Here is a 16,631-nt window from a genome sequence, read left to right on the forward strand (position 1 = left end):
CAAAAAGGAGTGATTCCTTTGTATTCATTATATACGGATGCCGCCACCCAACCGCAAAGCGGCCTGAGCGCCGGGGGCATCCTCTTGATTCACAACCATCAACAAGTTCAACACGGCGTGGCGTTGACCGCCACGACCAACCATTTAGCCGAGTTTGAAGTGGCGACCATCGCCTTCACGCGACTGGCCCACGATTTAGGCGCGCAGTGCGCCACAACCACCGTGCTCTTTTACACGGATAGTCAAATCGTGAGCCAGAGTCTGGAGAAACGGTACGCCAAACACTATCAAGCGCAGGTCGACGCCCTGTTGGCCGCGCAACAGCCCTTCCAGTTGGTCTTAACGCAGTGGGTCCCCGAGAAACAAAACATGGGCGCCCACACGTTAGCCAATCAGGCCCTTCACGCCAGAGAAGACGTCAAGTAGGTGGTCAGGGGCTTTTCGTACTCGCTCCAATCGGGCGTACCGCCGTACAACGCGGAACCGGCCAGGAAACGACCGATTTGCGGTCCGGTGGTCAAGCCCGACGAGCCCAGCCCGGAGGCCACTAAGAAACGCTCGTGTTCCGGTAACGGGCCGAAGAACGGCGCAAAGTCGCTGGTGTAGGCCCGCGTGCCGACTCGCACGCCGGTAATGCTTTGATCCGTCAAGCCGCTCATCAGGCGTTGGGCACTGGCCAAGAGGTCGGCCGTGACCACGGCGTCTAGGCTGAGGTCAAAGTGCTTGTCGTCTTCGTGGGTGGCTCCCACGATCAATTTTCCGTGACCGAACGGCACAAAGTCCCGTTCGCCTTCGGGCATCAACACGGGCAGGTTTTCCTGTACGGGGTAATCCTTGACCGCTAATTCGATCAGTTGCCCCTTTTGGGCCCGCACGTCGGTCCGCACGTGAAGCGGCACCAGTAATTCGGGTAGCCAGGCACCGGCCGCGACGATGACTCTGTCGAAGCGTTGCGCGCCTAACGACGTCACCACGTTTTCGTCCTGATCCAATTTAACGCGTTCGCGCCGCACGGTCAGGTTACGTTGACTGGCCTGAGCTAACAGCGCCTCGACTAAGGCGCCCCCGTCGACGCGGGCCCCACCGCTGAGGAAGACCCCGGCTTGCGGGTTGGTCAGTAACGGTAACTTGGCCTGTACTTCTTGGGCCGTTAACTGTTGGACCGTTCCCATCGTGGGGGCGGTCTTTTGGCGTTCCTGCGCTAAGGCGTCTAGGGCCTCTAGGTCTGGTAACGCGGCGCGCGTCACGATGGTCCCGGTCTGTTGATAGACCTCGGTCCCCAGTTGCGCGTCGTGGACCAGTTGCGGATACAGATCCGCCCCGGCCTTGGCCAGGCGATACCACCGTTGGTTCCGGCGTTTCGAGAGCCACGGGGAGATGATCCCGGCCGCCGCTTTGCTGGCTTGGCCGTTCCCGTCGTCATACAGCGTCACTTTCACGTGTTGTGCGCCCGGTAACGTACTGAGATAGTACGCTGCGGTCGCCCCGACGATGCCGCCACCAATGATTGCAATTCGTTTTTGCATGTAAATTCCGACCTCCTTATACCACCAATCTTGCACTCGGTTTCATTCTAGCATAACTTCTTTGGGGGCGACGATGATTCTGCCCGGTGTTTCGGAAAAAAGCGGTCAAAACCGCATGACTGGTCAGTCAGACGGCTTCGTAAGTTTGTTTAAAACCCGCGCGATTTCGGGGGTAGCGGGCCGCTCGCTACCCGTTTGCGGATTAAAACCTTCCTATCATAGTTTCATTCAATAAACGTGTTAGACTAAAAGTAAAACCAAATCACGTTAAAAGGAAGTGTCTAGCCATGACCGAAGCCGATTCCGCCAAGTATTCGATTACCGTGACGGCCGATGACGACGGCAACGTCAAATTGGCGTCCACCCTCGATGAGGGCCGCACCGTAAGCGCATTGATGTTGTCGGCGCTGAGCACCATCAAGAAGAGCCAACCGCAATTGACCCAAAAGCAGTTTCTCGCCATCTGTAACGGTATCTGGGACTACGATCAAAAGTATTGAGTCCACGCAAAAGGGACGCCACCTTCACGTTTTCGTGAGGGTGACGTCCCTTTTTGACTGACTTTAAGTTACTTGAAAACCTTGAACCGGTCGGCATCGGCCATGAAGTCCTTGTCGCCCGCCGGTGCTTCGATGGACCCAAAGTCCATTTCGGCCCGTAATTCCCAGCTGGCCGGCACGTCAAAGGCGGCCCGCACCTGATCATCGATCAGTGGGTTGTAGTGTTGGATGTTCGCGCCCAAACCATTTTCCGCTAAGGACGTCCAGACCGCGAATTGCGCGTTTCCCTGTGCCTGTTCCGACCAGTCGCGGAAGTTGTCGGCGTACAGTGGGAAATTATCCTCAAATTGCTTGACCACGGCGGTATCCGTAAAGAACAACACCGTCCCAAACGCGGCCTTGAAGCCGTTGACCTTGTCCGCCGTCTTGGCGAAGGCGTCATCGTCCTTGACCACCTTGCGCAGTTCGTCGTGCACGATGTCCCAGAGTTGGTCGTGGGCCTGGTTGAACAGGATCACGGCTCGCGTGGTCTGGTTGTTAAACGGCGTTGGCGCCAACTTGATGTTGGTTTTGATCAACTCCGTTAAATCGTCCGGCGTGGCGGTCACGTTACGGCCTAAGGCGTAGATACTTCGACGTTGTTTGGCTAAATCGATTAATTGCGTTTTCATGTAGGTTAAGTCCTCACTTTTTAGATTTAAGGTTTAGTTTAACCAGCAGAACATCTCTGGTGTGAACCTAGCATATCAACTTACTTTTTGAAAGTAAAGGATTTTAACTTGAGGGTCGTAAAAGTTGGGTGACCTGTCGTTGGACCCACTCGCCGGGATAGGTCGCGGGCGGTTGGCACAACACGCCCAGTAAGAAGGTCCACACCGCCGTCACTTGATCGGACACCACGGTCACCTGCGCCTGGGCGCCCCACAGCGTCAAGACTGTGTTGAGACTCTGTGGCAGCGGCCAGGGCGCCGTCAACACGAAGGCCACCGCACGGGGATGGTCCTGCTGATAGGTCAACAGGTTGGCGATCAAGCGCTGGAGCATGGTGGTCGCGTCCGGCGAGTCCAGCACCCCCGCTCGCAGCGCCGCCCCCACCTCGTCTAAGATCTCCGCCCGTAACGTCGCCAGTAGACTGGCCTTGTCGGGAAAATGCCGATAAATCGCCGCGGGTGTCACCGCCAAGAAACGGGCCAACTGGCGGAGCGATAATTGGTCCGCGCCAGCAGTCTCGAGTTCTTGCCGGGCGCGCTGTTGAATCGCCGCGGCTAAATTTTCACGATGGTAGGGCAGGTTCGTCATGACAAGGCCTCCTTAGGGTCATTCTAGGCACACACTACTATTGGCTCCTATGTTATCATCGTTTACATTAAATGTAAACAGTGATAACATCTAGCCTTTTTCACTAACCTTTACGTTTTTTTTACACGTTAAACCACTGAATGGGCTTACAATGAAGGTAATCATCCTATTAGAAAAGAGTCGTCCTTATGTCTGAAACCGTTTCTCGTCGCCGTTTAACCTGGCAATTCGTGGGCTTCTGGCTCACTTGGTTAGTGGTCCAGGTCGTCATCAATTCCCCCATCGAGCACCACCTGTCCGGGTGGCCCCAAGAGCTGACCCTCGATGCCATCAAATTAGTCGTCTGGCTGGGTGGTGGCTGGTGGTTCATCCACCAAGCCCAGCCCCAAACGCTCGCTATCGCCCCGCGTGACCAGTGGCGGCCCAACTGGCACTTCACGGCCGGTTACCTCGTCTGGGGCATCGTCGTGATCTACCTGCTCGGCCAATTCTGGTTGACCCATCACGGTCTGCGCATCAGTCACAGCTTTCTGCCCGAGTACTGGGGCCGTTACTTCGTGGTCGTGGGGATCACCGAGGAGTTCGTTTTCCGGGGGTACTTCTTAAACGCCCTGCTGAAGCACACCAGCTTCGTTTGGGCCAACACCATTCAGGCCATCGCCTTCACCGCGATGCACATCCCCCGTTACCTCACCACCATTCCGCCGATGAGTCCCACGGTCTGGCTCAGTAATCTGGTCTCCGTGGCCCTACTGGGTGCCCTCTTCGGCTGGTTATACGCCAAGAGTCGGTCACTCTGGCCCGGCATCATCGTCCACATGACCTGGGATATTCTGGTCACGTTATTCGCGTAAGCTGGCACCCATTATCGAAGTCAATCAAAAAAGAATTGTCCCGCTAAACGATTTCAATCATTTAGCGGGACAATTCTTTTTACAGCTAAGTCTTATCGGTTAACCAAATACAAATCTGAGAAGGATGGTTAGATAAATCCCACAGATTTGTGAGTCCTTCTTCCTGTTATTTTTCTGGATTTTTGGTGCTAATCATTATATACTCAACGTAAGATGTAGGAAGTAAGACGTAAAACAAAACAGGAGGTTGGCACTATGTTAAACAAACCAATCAGTTATCGTATTAAGCTGTCTAGCAAAGGTCAGATGGTCCTCCCTGCCCAGCTGCGACATGATCTAGACTTAAAATCAGGTGACGAACTACAGCTAACCGTTGCTGCCGATGGTTCCATGACTTTAGAAGCAAAGCCTAATGCGCTTGATTGGAGTGACTTAATCAAAGGGTTGCCCACCGAGAACGTTGACATTGACGAAAATGGTAATTTTGATAAAAGTCAATCTCCGGAGTTCTATAAGTGGATGAAGGGCGATGATCCCGATTAACCCCGAGTCCTTTGGTAACTTAGAACTAAACGATTTGATCATGATTCACCTGCCCTACACCATGACCTCAAAAGGCCAAGTTAAGCATTTTAATCGACCGGCATTGGTACTACTACTCAAGAATAACCGAGCAATCGTTTTTCGCTGTACGAGTAGGTTTTCCACTAAAACGCCCGCCATTCAAGCGCGTTACTACAAAATCAATGATTGGCTGGCTGCCGGACTGAAAAAACAGTCATACATTGATGTCGGTCGTGCCTACTCCATTAATATTTCAGCAATTTTGCGACAACATCCTATTGGGAAACTCACTCTAAATGATCAATTAGGTCTACAGGAGTTCTTAGCAACTTGGCGTAACCAACAAAAGTGACGAAAAAACGACCTTAGAAATCAAAAAGGATTTCTAAGGCCGTTTTAATTGGCAGATTCAAAAAATAAGTTCAGTCTTCAATAACTACTCTGCGGCCGTAGCGTAAACACAAGCATTGTCTTGGCACGCATCGGTGTCAAGGGCGGTTTAAAAATGTTGGTTTTGGGCGGTCAACCGACGCCTTTTAGTCGATATTTAATCTTCCTAAAAGTTGGCCCTAGAAACCGTTAAACGATTTCTAGGGCCAACTTTTAATGATCAATATTTAGGAATCAATGTCTCCCAATGCCTGAATAGGTTATTTAAGCACCGTCAGAGTATCCCCGTATCTCAGTAGCGGGTCGTCCCCGCATCCACGTGCAGTTCGCCGTCCCACTGCTCACTGACCACGGCCGCCGTCTCGTGGTGAAAGACCCGCAGTAACGTCAACAAACTTTCGGCACTGTTTTCGACCGTCAGCTCATTTTCGGGCAACCAGTACACCCGGCCCTCCGCGCTAGCGTGCAACTCCCCGGTGAATTGGTCGCTTTGGTACAGCAAGCCCAACTTGCGCCGACCCCCGGCCACGTCGAACCATTCGCAGGTCCCGCAGAATTCGGCGGTGGTCAAGACCAAACCGGTTTCTTCGCGGACCTCGCGGATGGCGGCGCTCAGGCCACTTTCGCCGACCTCGACGTGTCCCCCGGGAAAACTATGCCCGGCCTTCCAGGGCACGTTGACCTTATCTTCGACCAGCACTTGTTTGGTTTGGGGATCACGCACCAAGACCATGGTGACTAATTCGACGGGTTGCGTTCGGGACATCTGAACCACTCCTCTAAGCTTTTTCTTCCATTATATCAGTTTCCGGGTAAACAAAAAGGAGGCTCACGGGCCTCCCTTATTTCTCGATTAAACCGTTCTAGGCTTGACGTTGATTATTTTTAGACTTCATGAGCAAGGCCTCGCCGCCGTAGCACAGCACACCCAGTGCAGCGAACGCGGCTGGAAAACCAACGGCCCAGAGAAGTGACTTCATCAGTACCAAACTCAATAACAGGACTGACAGTACCACCATCACGATTAAAACCAAAGTATCTTTTTTCATGTTAATTCCCCCAATTCCCCGAAATATTTGTGGCCCCAACCACATTTACAGGTTAGCAAATTCTCCGGAGAGTTGCAAACTTTCGTCCCAATCTTAACCAAACCTAAACTAACATTTTACGAATGGTCGTTGAGACTTGACCCCGATGGTTGGCTTGGCCGCTGGAGCCGTTGTAATTGTCCCTTGAACTCCGGCGCGTACTTTTCTTGATCGGAGGTAAAGGCGCTCAACTTGGCGTTTAGGCTGATGGTGTAATCGGCGTGTTCCCCGTGTTCGCCTTCATCCAGGCCTTGCCGTTCCTCGACGGCGTTGACCCGCATCGGAATGAACTGCTTCAAAACCCAGATCAACAGGCTACCCACGATTGCGACAAAGGCAATCGTGAAGACCGTGGCCAGAATCTGAATCCCCAACAGGTGCCAGCCACCACCATAAGCTAAACCGTTGGTGGTCACGGCCGAGTTGACGGACTTCGTGGCGAAGACCCCGGTCAAGATACTGCCGACGATGCCGCTGACCCCGTGACACCCGAAGGCATCCAGCGCATCGTCCACGCCCAACCGTGGCTTAAGCAACGTGATAAAGCTGTAGCTGGCTAACGTGGCAATCGCGCCGATGGCCACGGAGCCTAGAATCGTGACGTAGCCGGCCGCCGGGGTGATCCCGACTAACCCGCATAACGTCCCGGTGCAGACCCCGACCAGCGTCGGCTTACCGGTGGTCCAGATATCCAAGATCATCCAAACCACCATCGCGGTCCCGGTCGCCACCGTGGTAGTGATAGCCGCCTGCATGGCCACGTTGTTCACGGCCAGCGCACTGCCGGCGTTAAAGCCGTACCAACCGATCCACAGAATGGTCGTGCCCAGCAAGACCCACGGCAAGTTGTAGTGGTTCTTGCTGTCGACCTTGAGGCGCGGTCCCAACCAGATGGATAAGATCAGCGCCGTGACCCCGGCGTTGATGTGGACGACGGTCCCGCCGGCAAAGTCTAGCACACCCAAGTTGGCTAACCAGCCGTTGGGACTCCAAACCAAGTGGACCATCGGGTAGTAGATAAAGATGGACCAGACGATCAGAAACGCCAGTAAGAACTTAAAGTGCGTCCGGCCAACAATCGCCCCGACGAACAACGCCGGCGTGATGATCGCAAACATCATTTGAAACAAGGAATAATCGCCGATCGGAATCTTCGTGGCGGTCAACCCGCCCAGATTGACGCCGGCCATGAAGACGTGTTTCAGGTTACCCACGACGCCCAAGATGTTCCCGGAAAACGCCATCGTGTACCCTAAGGCGATCCACAAGACAATCGCGACCCCCGTCATGATAAAGACGGACAACATGGTGTTGACCACGTTCTTTTCGGTGACCAGGCCACCGTAGAAGAAGGCCAACCCGGGAGTCATAAATAAGACCAAGATACTCGCAATTAACACAAATGCCGTATTTGCCAGATTCATTCGCAACGCCCTCTCTGCTCTTTATGTAATAAGTTCTAACACCAGAATTGACATTTGTCATGACTTTTTGTGTTTTTATCCCGGATTCGATAGATGATTTAACAAAGAAAGGGGCCACAACTGCTAAAATATCAGTAGTTGTGGCCCCTTCATCATTTTATGTAATTTTTTCTCACATACCAGTCATTGGCCTAGGCCGATTCCCAGCAAGCTTGTTGGTACTTTTCCTCGTAGATGGCCACGACGTTGCGCACCGCGCACAGCTTTTCGGCCTGCGCCAAGGTCAGACTCGCGACCGCGACGTCGTGCTCGCGTAACTGCTTGAGTAACGACGCCGGGATCCCCGTCAACCGGCTCAACTCCGTATTCAACAACGAACTCTCCAAAATAAAGCGAATATCCCCATAAACGCCAGTCATGCCATTTCCCCCATGAATTTCGATTTGTGGTACAGACCAATTGTACCCAAAATCATCGGGAATTGCACGCATGATTAATTATTAATATCGTTATCGTGCGGGGTAACGGAATCTTGTGGCGTTTTCGTCCAACTCACCAGTTCCGGGTAAGGCAATAAGGCACTGAAAATCAATTGACTGTAACTGTAAAAGGATAGCATGTGTAGATCTCCCCTATAATAAATATTTTTATCATTAGTTAGGAACTCTCATTTTCGGGTCCCCTAACTATTTTACCAAAGAATCCCCCGGCTGACTACGCCAAAAAGGCCTAACCGCTAAGCAGTTAGACCTTTGCGTTATTTATTTTGTAAAATGGCGTCGCACCGCGGCCGGAATCATCTTGCGGATGCCGCCCCGTGGGTCCTTGACGTCGCCCACGTAACGCGGAATCAGGTGGATGTGGGCGTGCATCACCGTTTGGCCGCCGGCGGGGTTAACGTTGATCCCCACGTTGTAGCCGGCCGGCTGATACCGCTGGTCCAAAAAGGCCTTGGCCTGAAACAAAAGGTCATCCATGGCTTGGCGGGTCTTGACCGGCACGTCGAAGTAGGTCGCGTAGTGGTCCTTCGGCACGATCAACAGGTGTCCCTTCCGGACCGGATGCAGGTCCCAAAACGCCTTGGCCAAGTCATTTTCCAGCACCAGGTCTGTTTTCTGACAAAAGACACAGTCTGGTTGGCGCATGGTTAATGCGCCGCCTTGTGCCGAGGTTGCCGTTGGGCCCAGAACTGGAAGTAGTCCGTCCGTAGCGCCCCGTTATAGAGTTTACGCTTCTTGGTGGCCTTTTGGCCGTAGAAGTGTTCGAATTCCAGGTCGGCGGTCAAGATGTACTTCGACCAATCGGTCAGGGGCTTAAAGACCTGCCCCATCTGCTTGTACAGCGCCCGGACCCCGGCCTGGTCGCTCAACCGTTCCCCGTAAGGCGGGTTGGCCACGATGACCCCGTGGTGCAGGTCGGTCGTGAAGTCCTGGACCGCTAACTGCTTGAATTCGATGTCTTGGGACAGCCCGGCTTCGGCGGCGTTACGTTTGGCGATCTCGATCATACTACCGTCGATATCGCTCCCAAAGATCTGTAGCGGCGTGTCGTAGTCGGCCTTTTCGTCGGCTTCGGCGCGGACCTGGCGGCTGAGTTCGTTAGGAATCCAGTCCCACTTTTCGCAGAGAAAGTCGCGGTTATAGCCGGGCGCTAAGTTCCGACCGATCATTGCGGCTTCGATGGGGATGGTCCCGGACCCACACACGGGGTCGACGAACGGCATGTCGGCGTGCCAACTGGTCAACGCAATCAATGCGGCGGCCATGTTTTCCTTGATGGGCGCGCCCCCCTTGCCGACCCGGTAGCCGCGCTTAAACAGGCTGGGGCCGGTGGTATCCAACGTCAAGATGACGTGGTCCTTGTTGATCATGACTTCCAGCGGGTAGGTCGCCCCGGTTTCGGGCAACCGCGTCCGCCGGTGATAAATGGCGGCTAGCTTCGTGGCCACGGCCTTCTTGACGATGGCCTGCGCGTCGGGCACACTGTGCAGTTGCGACTTTTGCGACCGACCTTCCACCGGAAAGGCGGCGTCCATGGGCAAGAATTGGTCCCACGGCACGGCCTTGGTGGCTTCAAAGAGTTCGTCAAAGGTCACCGCGTCAAATTCGGCCACGATGATCCGAATCCGGTCGGCCGTCCGCAGCCAGAGATTCGTTTTTAAGATATCGGCGATGGTGCCGTCGAAGCGCACCCGCCCGTTTTCGACCTGCGTCTGGTACCCCAGGTCCCGTAATTCGCGACCCGCTAAGGCTTCCACGCCCGCTGCGGTGGCCGCGTATAAATGAAATTTTTCCATATTGTCCTCCTGTTGTGCATTCCTCAAAGCGTCTGGTTCGAAACGCCAGACATTTTTATCAGTTCATAAAATGGTGCCGAAACGTGTGCCAAAGGGCAGCTGGTCCCGCTTAGCCCCGTCAGGCAGACAATCCCAACCCCGGATGATCCACCTGACGTCGTTAATGCTCACCAGCTAACCGCCCTTTGTCCCACTCTGATTAGACCCTAACTTTTGGCCATTTCGAGGAGACCTAGGATAATCCTATCATTGAATGGCGGGGCTGACCACCATTCCCCGAAAATTTTGGTTAAAAAAAACGGCAGCCGCCAAGCCACCGTTCCTCAAAACTATTTTGCCGCCGGTCGTGTGGCGGCACTGGTCAGCTGGTCCCAGTAATCGGCCAAACGTTCGGCTTGGGCTAAGGTGATATCCCCGGCCGCTAGGTTATGCCAGAGTAAATTATTGATCAGCTTGACCGGCACCCCGGTCGCCTGGGCCAACTGGTACGGATTATTGCCCATGTGTTGTAAGACTAATTGAACCTTCTGACTCGTTTTCATCACTCACTGCCACCCCTTATGCTGGAAACACTTAGCGTTAAGGTAGCATAGATCACCCGTTAAGGCATAGTCGGAGGCCTTATAAATTTAGGCATAAAAAAAGTGGGAGCAAGCTCCCACCACCTGACTAAGTGCAAATCCCTGTAAGCCATGTTTTGTACTGACCGCTAACTCAGGCAGCTAGCGTCCAGCGGTAATCATCTATCTCAGACATCTCTGTCTGCCCCACGCATCGTTCAGTTCCTTACGTGAAGCTCCCCTACCAAAGTTTGGGTTTCCCGCTCGAGGGGTTTACCGCGTTCCACCGCCTAAGTTTCCCTAGACGTATCGTCACTGTGGCACTTTTCAGGGGTACTCAGGCATAGCCGAAGCCTTAGCCGTTTTCCCCCGCCGTAACGTGCAAAGCACGCCCGCCGGCTTATTTTTTCACCGACCACGAACACTACAGGCATCACAGCCTGTGCGAGAATGGACTTTCCTCAGCCGACATGAGCCGACCGCAATTACCCAGGATTTACACCGTCATTATAATTCTACAAACGATGTGACTCGTTTGGATCATTATCTAATTGAGAACCGAAAACGTGCCGTTCCAAATTGGAAAGCCGCTTGAGAATGTCCATGTTGGTGACATTCGAAGCTGCTGGACTGGCCGTTGTGGTTTGGGGTTGGCTGGCACCCACTTGCACTTGCTTAGTGAGTTCGTCAACCTTGGCCAACAACCGTTCGTTTTCTTCTTGAAGCCGTTGATTTTCCTTGACAAAGGTGTCGTAGTCCTTGATGACGTTGTCTAAAAAGCTATCCACGTCGTCAGGATCGTAGCCACGCATCTTTTGCCGAAATTGCTTTTGTAAAATTTCTTTAGGAGTAAAATTAACGTTTTCCATCGATCACTACACCTCGTTGTCTTATCGAACCGGCACTATTAATAATACCAGTCTTCAGTCATTTTGGGAACTATTATTTAAATTTTCTTGATATTCGTTGGCACTTTCCTGTAACCAATCCATATCAATCAACGTTAAGGGATAGGTATGCCGCTCGCGGTACCGGTCGATCGCCCGGTAATCGTACTGCGGCTTACCGCTAACCTCTAAATCATAAACCAAGACCGCCTCGTCCGTGTGGGTCAGCATAAATTCTTGATAGTTTCTTAATTGTTGGGGCCCGTGATAGGGTTGGCTACTAACGGCCTGATGAAAATCGACCCGACTAGCCAATTGACTGTACGTGGCCTGATTGGTCTCGTTCCACTGCCCGCCGAATTCCGCAAACGGCGTCATCATGGCGATTTTCAGCTCCGGGTAGGTCGCCTTTAGGTCCAGTCCCACCTCGGCGGCCCACTGTTCGACCCCCAGTTGACCGCCCGTAATCAGCCAATCGACGCCATTTTCGATTTTCTCGGTCAACAATTTTTTCAACGTGGCTTTAATCACCAGCAGCTTCGGATCTTCGGTCCCAAAAACACCGAGTTCATAGCTCCGATAGCCCGTCAGCCATAAGCGACTCACACCATCACCCACTTTGTGCTAATTTGTTTTCTCTACCTATTAGTGTAGCGAAAAACGCGCGCGGGGGCAATTGATAAGGCACGATTTTCGGCGAAACGAGACTCACGTGCGGTTTAGAGTTTTTATTTTCAGGCGAGCTTGGTATAATGTCAATAACTGGGCCAGCAACACGAAGGAGTGTGAGGCGTCATGACCATCCGGTATCCCAATGGGCATGCCTACCGAGCGCCGGCGACCAGCGAATCCGCCCACTTTTCCAATACGTATACCAACTACGGTAAACGGGGCATGTCGCTGGAAGAAGCGCTCAACGAAAGTAATGTTTACTATGAAACGCACGGCTTAGCGGTCGTGCACAAGAAGCCGACACCCATTCGGATTGTCAAAGTCGATTACCCGAAACGTAGTGCCGCGGTGATTAAAGAGGCCTACTTTAGCACCGCATCGACGACCGATTACAATGGAGTTTATCAGGGCCGGTATCTCGACTTTGATGCCAAGGAAACCCGCAATAAGACCGCGTTTCCCCTGAAAAACTTCCATCAGCACCAAATCGACCACTTTCGCGCTTGCACCGCGCAAGGCGGCATCTGTTTTGCCATTATTAAGTTCGTGGTCCACCAGGAGATCTACCTTTATCGTGCGGAAGACCTCTTTACCTTCTGGGACGATCAAGCAACCGGCGGGCGTAAGTCCATCCCCTACACCGAAATTGCGGCGCACGGGATCCTGATTACCCCGCACATCCAGCCTTTAATTCCTTATCTAAAGGCCGTAGATCAGCTCCTCGCTTAACCGAGCCCTGGCTACGTTTATTACACAAAGGAGATTACCATGTCTAGTCACAATGAACCGCGGGAAACCCGCATGAGCCGGCATGCCGATGAACGGCAGCGGGCAGAAGCAGGCCCGCAAAAACCCCGTCGCGGCGGGTGGCGCACCTTTCGTCGAATCTTATACGTCATCGTTGCGGTGATCGTCTTAGGCCTCCTCGCCGGCGCGGGTTTATTCTTCTACTACGCTCAAAGCGCGCCGCAAATTTCGAAGAGTGCCCTCTCCAGTGACGCCTCGACGCGGGTCTACGACGCCGACGGGAAAGTGATTTCCCGGTTAGGTGCCCAGAACCGGACCTACGTTAAAGCCAAGAACATCCCCATCTTGTTAGCCAAAGCGGTGATTTCTACCGAAGACAAGCGCTTCTACAAGAACAACGGGATCGATCCCGTGCGGATCTTGGGGGCCGCCTTCGCCAACGTCACCGGCTCGTCGCTGGGGATGCAAGGGGGCAGTACCCTGACGCAACAACTGGTCAAACTGTCGGTCTTCTCGACCGCCGCTTCCGACCGGACCCTGAAACGGAAGGCCCAGGAAGCCTGGTTGGCCTTGAAGGTCGACCACGACTACTCCAAGCCCCAAATTTTGGAATACTACATCAACAAGGTCTACATGGGGAACGGCGTTTACGGGATGCAAACGGCTGCCCAGTACTATTACGGTAAGAAGTTGACCGAGTTAAACCTGGCCCAGTTGGCCCAACTCGCCGGCATGCCGCAGTCTCCGGTCAGTTACGACCCGATCAAGTACCCGCAATACGCCAAGAAGCGGCGGGACCTGGTCTTACAGTCCATGGCCAAGAGCAAGGTCATCACCAGCGAACAGGCCCAACAGGCGCAAGCCACCAGCATTTCTAGCGGTCTGGTCAAGGACCATTCGTTGACCAGCGCCACCAGCGCCCACACCACCAAGGTGGTCGACGCTTACCTGAAACAGGTCTACCAAGAATTGAAGAACAAGGGCTACAACACCACGACCGGGGGACTGAAGGTCTACACCAACCTGGACATGGGCGCCCAGAAGCGGTTGTATAACATCGTCAACACCAACAACTACGTCAACTTCCCGTCCAGCAAGTTCCAGGTCGGCTCGACGATCGTCAACCCGAATAACGGGAAAGTTGTCGCCATGATTGGGGGCCGTAAGACCGGTAACGTAACCTTCGGGCTGAACCGCGCCGTGCAAACCGACCGGTCCAGTGCCTCGACGGCCAAGCCGTTAATGGATTACGGGCCAGCCATCGAGTACCTCTACTACCCGACCTACGAGCCCGTCAAGGATACCGCGTTTACCTACCCCGGGACCACCAAGAGCCTGTACGACTGGGACCGTAAGTACCAAGGCACCATCACCATGCGCAAGGCCCTGTACGAATCCCGGAACATTCCGGCCGTGCGGACCTTACAAAACGTGGGTATTAAGAAGGCCACGACCTTCTTGAACGGGCTGGGGATGTCGTTTGACAAGACGTTGACCCTGCAAAACGGGATCGGGTTGTACATCTCCTCCGAACAGGAAGCCGCGGCCTACGCCGCCTTCGCCAACGGTGGGACCTACTACAAGCCGTACCTGGTTTCTAAGGTGGTCACCCAAGACGGCAAGGCGCACAACTACACGTCGACCGGGAAGAAGGCTATGTCTAGTGCGACCGCCTTCATGTTGACCGACATGATGAAGGACGTCATCACCAACGAAAACGGGTCGGGCCGTTCCGCCGCCATTTCCGGGCTGTACCAAGCCGGTAAGACCGGGACGGACTCCTATCCGGACGATTACGCCGACAAGGTACCGGATGGCGCCACGATGGACTCCTGGTTCACCGGGTACACCAAGAACTACGCGGTTTCCGTTTGGACTGGGTACGATAAACAGTTCCAGACCGGTCACTACGTCAGCGAGAGTCAGACCTCGATTGCCCAGGAAATTTACAAGTACGAAATGAGTTACCTGGCACAACAGAGCCCTAACTCCAACTGGACGGCGCCAAGTACCGTCACCGAGACCAAGCAAAACGGCAACACCGAGTACTACGTGACCGGTCACGCCGGCACGGTCTCCGATACCACGTCGACCAGTCAGTACGGCTCGACCAACACCACCAGTTCGTCGGCCTACAGTAGTAACGGTCAGGTCACCACGAATTCGAGTTCGCGGACCACGACCAGCACGACCGAGTCTAGCACGTCGAAGGAATCTTCCAGTACGGAACAAAAACCGACTGGCGGTGACGACGACAATACCGATAGTAGTACCACGTCGTCGACCACGACCACGTCCTCGGCTAGCTCGACCAGTACCGCTAACAGTACCAGTGAGACCAACAATCACACCAACGCCGCGTCTGACGCGGAAAGCTAAATTAGCCTAAAGCAACGGCCCACCCCGCTGACCTGTCATGGTCGGTGAGGTGGGCCGTTGGTTTTTGTTCCCTTCAGCGTAGCGGTGCGTTAACCCAGGTCTTTGACCATGAACCGGTCCATGGTCGGGTGTTCGGCGACCCGTAACGGCCCCGCTAATAAGCGAAACCCGGCCCGGTGGTAAACGTGCAGGGCCGCAGCCAGTCGGTGGTGCGTTTCGAGATACAGCTGGCGGTACCCAGCCTGCCGGGCAAAGGCTTCCACGTGCTGGAGCAGTTGGTAACTTAAGCTCTGCCCCCGCGCATCGGCCCGCAAGTACAGCTTCTGCAGTTCGGCCACGCCATTGGCTGCGTCGTAGGCCGCTACTCCGGCCCCGCCGACGACTTCTCGCTGGGCGTTGACCACCACGAAATACTGCCGGTTAGCCTGGGCGGCGTAGAATTGGCTGAGCGTCGCCAACTCCGGATCATCATAGGCCGTCCCGGGTAACGCCAGACCCGCCGCTTGCAGGTCCGTTTGAATGATGTGGTACAGGGCCGAATCATCGGCCGGTTGAATGGGACGAATTTGCATGGAACCCCCTCACTTTCTTCATGGGGTTAGTTTAGCAACTATCGGGGCGTAAAGAAAGTCCCTTACCCCCGTCTCAATGCGGCTAGCCGCCACTCGTACCACCAAATTGGCGGGCCGCTCGGTAACCTTAACCAGGTGGCTGCGGCAACCTGACGCAGCGACCGGGACGGCCGCAGTTGGGCGCGCAGTAAGTTGTCGTAAAACGTCACGGGCACCGCGACCAGGTTTCCGTTGAGTAACACCCGTAACGCACTGGCTTGCCGCACCATCCCTGACCACGCCACGCCGGCCGCGCTCCGCTCCGTGACTGCGATGTCGCGGCGGTTGACCCGCTTAAGTGGCCAGACGACTTCGCCTAAATGCGCCCAGGTTTGCCAGGTTCCCAGAGTCGGCCCCGGCCCCATCAACGGGACGGTGACCTGGGTGAGCCGGTTCGAAGCCGCGCCCAACATCGAACACAGCCACCAATACCCCAGCTGGTCATCGGCGGTGTCGCTGACCCAGACGGTTAAAGCGTCACCCGTGGCGATCACCTTTTTCAATTGCCGCACCCGCGCTTGATTCCGTTGAAACGCCTGACCGGAATCAGTCCAAAAGGCGTCTTGCGGGTCAGCTAACCGTTTCAGGTTGCCGACTTGAAGTGCCAGCGGCAAGGCCAAAACCGCATGACCGGCGGCTCGCAGCTGTTCCGCAAACGCGGTATTAAACGTGATGTTCATAATGTCGATTGTCTCCTTCAGTCCGTTTCTTTTAGTCTACTAAATTGGCGACCCCAAACCCGGGTTAACGGCCTGACAACGCCAAATCCCCTATAAAGATTTTCATAAAGTGATCCACCTTTTAATCACTAAGCCCGCAAAAGTGTAGACTAGG

22 protein-coding genes and 1 other RNA gene are annotated in these 16,631 nt (G+C 54.2%); 7 read left to right on the top strand and 16 right to left on the bottom strand.

Annotation, left to right across the window (positions count from 1 at the left end; all coding sequences use genetic code 11):
* Positions 1-9: 9 nt before the first annotated feature.
* A complete protein-coding gene (locus FD38_RS00100) occupies positions 10-426 on the top strand; it encodes a ribonuclease HI family protein (RefSeq protein WP_225430804.1) in 417 nt (138 codons plus the stop codon).
* On the opposite strand, the gene FD38_RS00105 is transcribed toward FD38_RS00100, so the two are convergent.
* Positions 402-1,526: an NAD(P)/FAD-dependent oxidoreductase gene (locus FD38_RS00105; protein WP_057730050.1), complete on the bottom strand. Its 1,125-nt coding sequence runs from the start codon at positions 1,524-1,526 to the stop codon at positions 402-404. The two genes, FD38_RS00100 and FD38_RS00105, sit on opposite strands and share 25 nt — an antisense overlap.
* Positions 1,527-1,813: 287 nt before the next feature.
* Between FD38_RS00105 and FD38_RS00110 the strand changes: the two genes are divergently transcribed.
* The gene (locus FD38_RS00110) at positions 1,814-2,026 is read left to right on the top strand and encodes a hypothetical protein (protein WP_057730052.1); all 213 of its coding nucleotides are present in this window, start codon (positions 1,814-1,816) and stop codon (positions 2,024-2,026) included.
* A gap of 68 nt (positions 2,027-2,094) precedes the next feature.
* Here FD38_RS00110 and FD38_RS00115 read toward each other — a convergent pair whose 3' ends face one another.
* Both FD38_RS00115 and FD38_RS00120 read right to left on the bottom strand, forming a co-directional pair.
* Positions 2,095-2,697: a nitroreductase family protein gene (locus FD38_RS00115; protein ID WP_057730054.1), complete on the bottom strand. Its 603-nt coding sequence runs from the start codon at positions 2,695-2,697 to the stop codon at positions 2,095-2,097.
* Positions 2,698-2,800: 103 nt separating this feature from the next.
* Positions 2,801-3,325, bottom strand: a complete 525-nt coding sequence (locus FD38_RS00120; protein ID WP_057730055.1) for a TetR/AcrR family transcriptional regulator — start codon at positions 3,323-3,325, stop codon at positions 2,801-2,803.
* A gap of 188 nt (positions 3,326-3,513) precedes the next feature.
* Between FD38_RS00120 and FD38_RS00125 the strand changes: the two genes are divergently transcribed.
* The 3 genes from FD38_RS00125 to FD38_RS00135 all read left to right on the top strand — a co-directional run bounded on the left by FD38_RS00125 (position 3,514) and on the right by FD38_RS00135 (position 5,095).
* The gene (locus tag FD38_RS00125; RefSeq protein WP_057730057.1) at positions 3,514-4,179 is read left to right on the top strand and encodes a CPBP family intramembrane glutamic endopeptidase; all 666 of its coding nucleotides are present in this window, start codon (positions 3,514-3,516) and stop codon (positions 4,177-4,179) included.
* Positions 4,180-4,434: 255 nt separating this feature from the next.
* A complete protein-coding gene (locus FD38_RS00130) occupies positions 4,435-4,722 on the top strand; it encodes an AbrB/MazE/SpoVT family DNA-binding domain-containing protein (RefSeq protein ID WP_057730059.1) in 288 nt (95 codons plus the stop codon).
* Entirely contained in the window at positions 4,709-5,095 is a 387-nt protein-coding gene (locus FD38_RS00135; protein ID WP_057730061.1) for a hypothetical protein, read from the top strand. The genes FD38_RS00130 and FD38_RS00135 overlap by 14 nt, the downstream gene beginning before the upstream one ends.
* A gap of 330 nt (positions 5,096-5,425) precedes the next feature.
* Here the strand turns inward: FD38_RS00135 and FD38_RS00140 are convergent, their stop codons facing one another.
* The 11 genes from FD38_RS00140 to FD38_RS00180 form a co-directional block, all read right to left on the bottom strand.
* Positions 5,426-5,899, bottom strand: coding sequence for an 8-oxo-dGTP diphosphatase (locus tag FD38_RS00140; protein WP_057730063.1), 474 nt, complete (start codon positions 5,897-5,899; stop codon positions 5,426-5,428).
* Positions 5,900-5,996: 97 nt separating this feature from the next.
* Positions 5,997-6,182, bottom strand: coding sequence for a hypothetical protein (locus tag FD38_RS00145; RefSeq protein WP_057730064.1), 186 nt, complete (start codon positions 6,180-6,182; stop codon positions 5,997-5,999).
* 116 nt (positions 6,183-6,298) lie between these two features.
* Positions 6,299-7,645, bottom strand: coding sequence for an ammonium transporter (locus tag FD38_RS00150; RefSeq protein WP_057730066.1), 1,347 nt, complete (start codon positions 7,643-7,645; stop codon positions 6,299-6,301).
* 191 nt (positions 7,646-7,836) lie between these two features.
* Complete coding sequence (locus tag FD38_RS00155) at positions 7,837-8,064, bottom strand: hypothetical protein (protein WP_057730068.1); 228 nt, start codon at positions 8,062-8,064, stop codon at positions 7,837-7,839.
* A gap of 74 nt (positions 8,065-8,138) precedes the next feature.
* Positions 8,139-8,264 (bottom strand): hypothetical protein, encoded by a 126-nt coding sequence (locus tag FD38_RS13055; RefSeq protein ID WP_263862348.1) that lies wholly within the window; start codon positions 8,262-8,264, stop codon positions 8,139-8,141.
* 142 nt (positions 8,265-8,406) lie between these two features.
* Positions 8,407-8,790, bottom strand: coding sequence for an HIT family protein (locus FD38_RS00160; RefSeq protein WP_057730069.1), 384 nt, complete (start codon positions 8,788-8,790; stop codon positions 8,407-8,409).
* 2 nt (positions 8,791-8,792) lie between these two features.
* The gene (locus tag FD38_RS00165; protein ID WP_057730071.1) at positions 8,793-9,941 is read right to left on the bottom strand and encodes a THUMP domain-containing class I SAM-dependent RNA methyltransferase; all 1,149 of its coding nucleotides are present in this window, start codon (positions 9,939-9,941) and stop codon (positions 8,793-8,795) included.
* 329 nt (positions 9,942-10,270) lie between these two features.
* Positions 10,271-10,483, bottom strand: coding sequence for a hypothetical protein (locus FD38_RS00170; protein ID WP_057730072.1), 213 nt, complete (start codon positions 10,481-10,483; stop codon positions 10,271-10,273).
* A 139-nt stretch (positions 10,484-10,622) separates the two neighbouring features.
* Positions 10,623-10,998, bottom strand: an RNA gene (gene rnpB, locus FD38_RS12495) — RNase P RNA component class B.
* An 18-nt stretch (positions 10,999-11,016) separates the two neighbouring features.
* Positions 11,017-11,370 carry a cell division regulator GpsB gene (gene gpsB, locus FD38_RS00175; RefSeq protein ID WP_057730074.1) on the bottom strand — a complete coding sequence of 118 codons (354 nt, stop codon included), beginning with the start codon at positions 11,368-11,370 and terminating at the stop codon, positions 11,017-11,019.
* A 54-nt stretch (positions 11,371-11,424) separates the two neighbouring features.
* Positions 11,425-11,994 carry an SLOG family protein gene (locus tag FD38_RS00180; protein ID WP_057730076.1) on the bottom strand — a complete coding sequence of 190 codons (570 nt, stop codon included), beginning with the start codon at positions 11,992-11,994 and terminating at the stop codon, positions 11,425-11,427.
* A gap of 189 nt (positions 11,995-12,183) precedes the next feature.
* Between FD38_RS00180 and recU the strand changes: the two genes are divergently transcribed.
* On the top strand, positions 12,184-12,789 hold the full coding sequence (gene recU / locus FD38_RS00185) for a Holliday junction resolvase RecU (RefSeq protein ID WP_057730078.1): 606 nt from the start codon (positions 12,184-12,186) through the stop codon (positions 12,787-12,789).
* Positions 12,790-12,828: 39 nt separating this feature from the next.
* On the top strand, positions 12,829-15,186 hold the full coding sequence (locus FD38_RS00190; protein WP_057730079.1) for a transglycosylase domain-containing protein: 2,358 nt from the start codon (positions 12,829-12,831) through the stop codon (positions 15,184-15,186).
* An 89-nt stretch (positions 15,187-15,275) separates the two neighbouring features.
* Here FD38_RS00190 and FD38_RS00195 read toward each other — a convergent pair whose 3' ends face one another.
* Both FD38_RS00195 and FD38_RS00200 read right to left on the bottom strand, forming a co-directional pair.
* Positions 15,276-15,758, bottom strand: a complete 483-nt coding sequence (locus tag FD38_RS00195) for a GNAT family N-acetyltransferase (RefSeq protein WP_057730081.1) — start codon at positions 15,756-15,758, stop codon at positions 15,276-15,278.
* A gap of 62 nt (positions 15,759-15,820) precedes the next feature.
* Positions 15,821-16,477: a DUF1835 domain-containing protein gene (locus FD38_RS00200; RefSeq protein WP_057730082.1), complete on the bottom strand. Its 657-nt coding sequence runs from the start codon at positions 16,475-16,477 to the stop codon at positions 15,821-15,823.
* Between the last annotated feature and the right edge of the window lie 154 nt (positions 16,478-16,631).

Origin of the sequence: Levilactobacillus zymae DSM 19395 (genome assembly GCF_001434115.1) — a bacterium.
Lineage (GTDB): Bacteria > Bacillota > Bacilli > Lactobacillales > Lactobacillaceae > Levilactobacillus > Levilactobacillus zymae.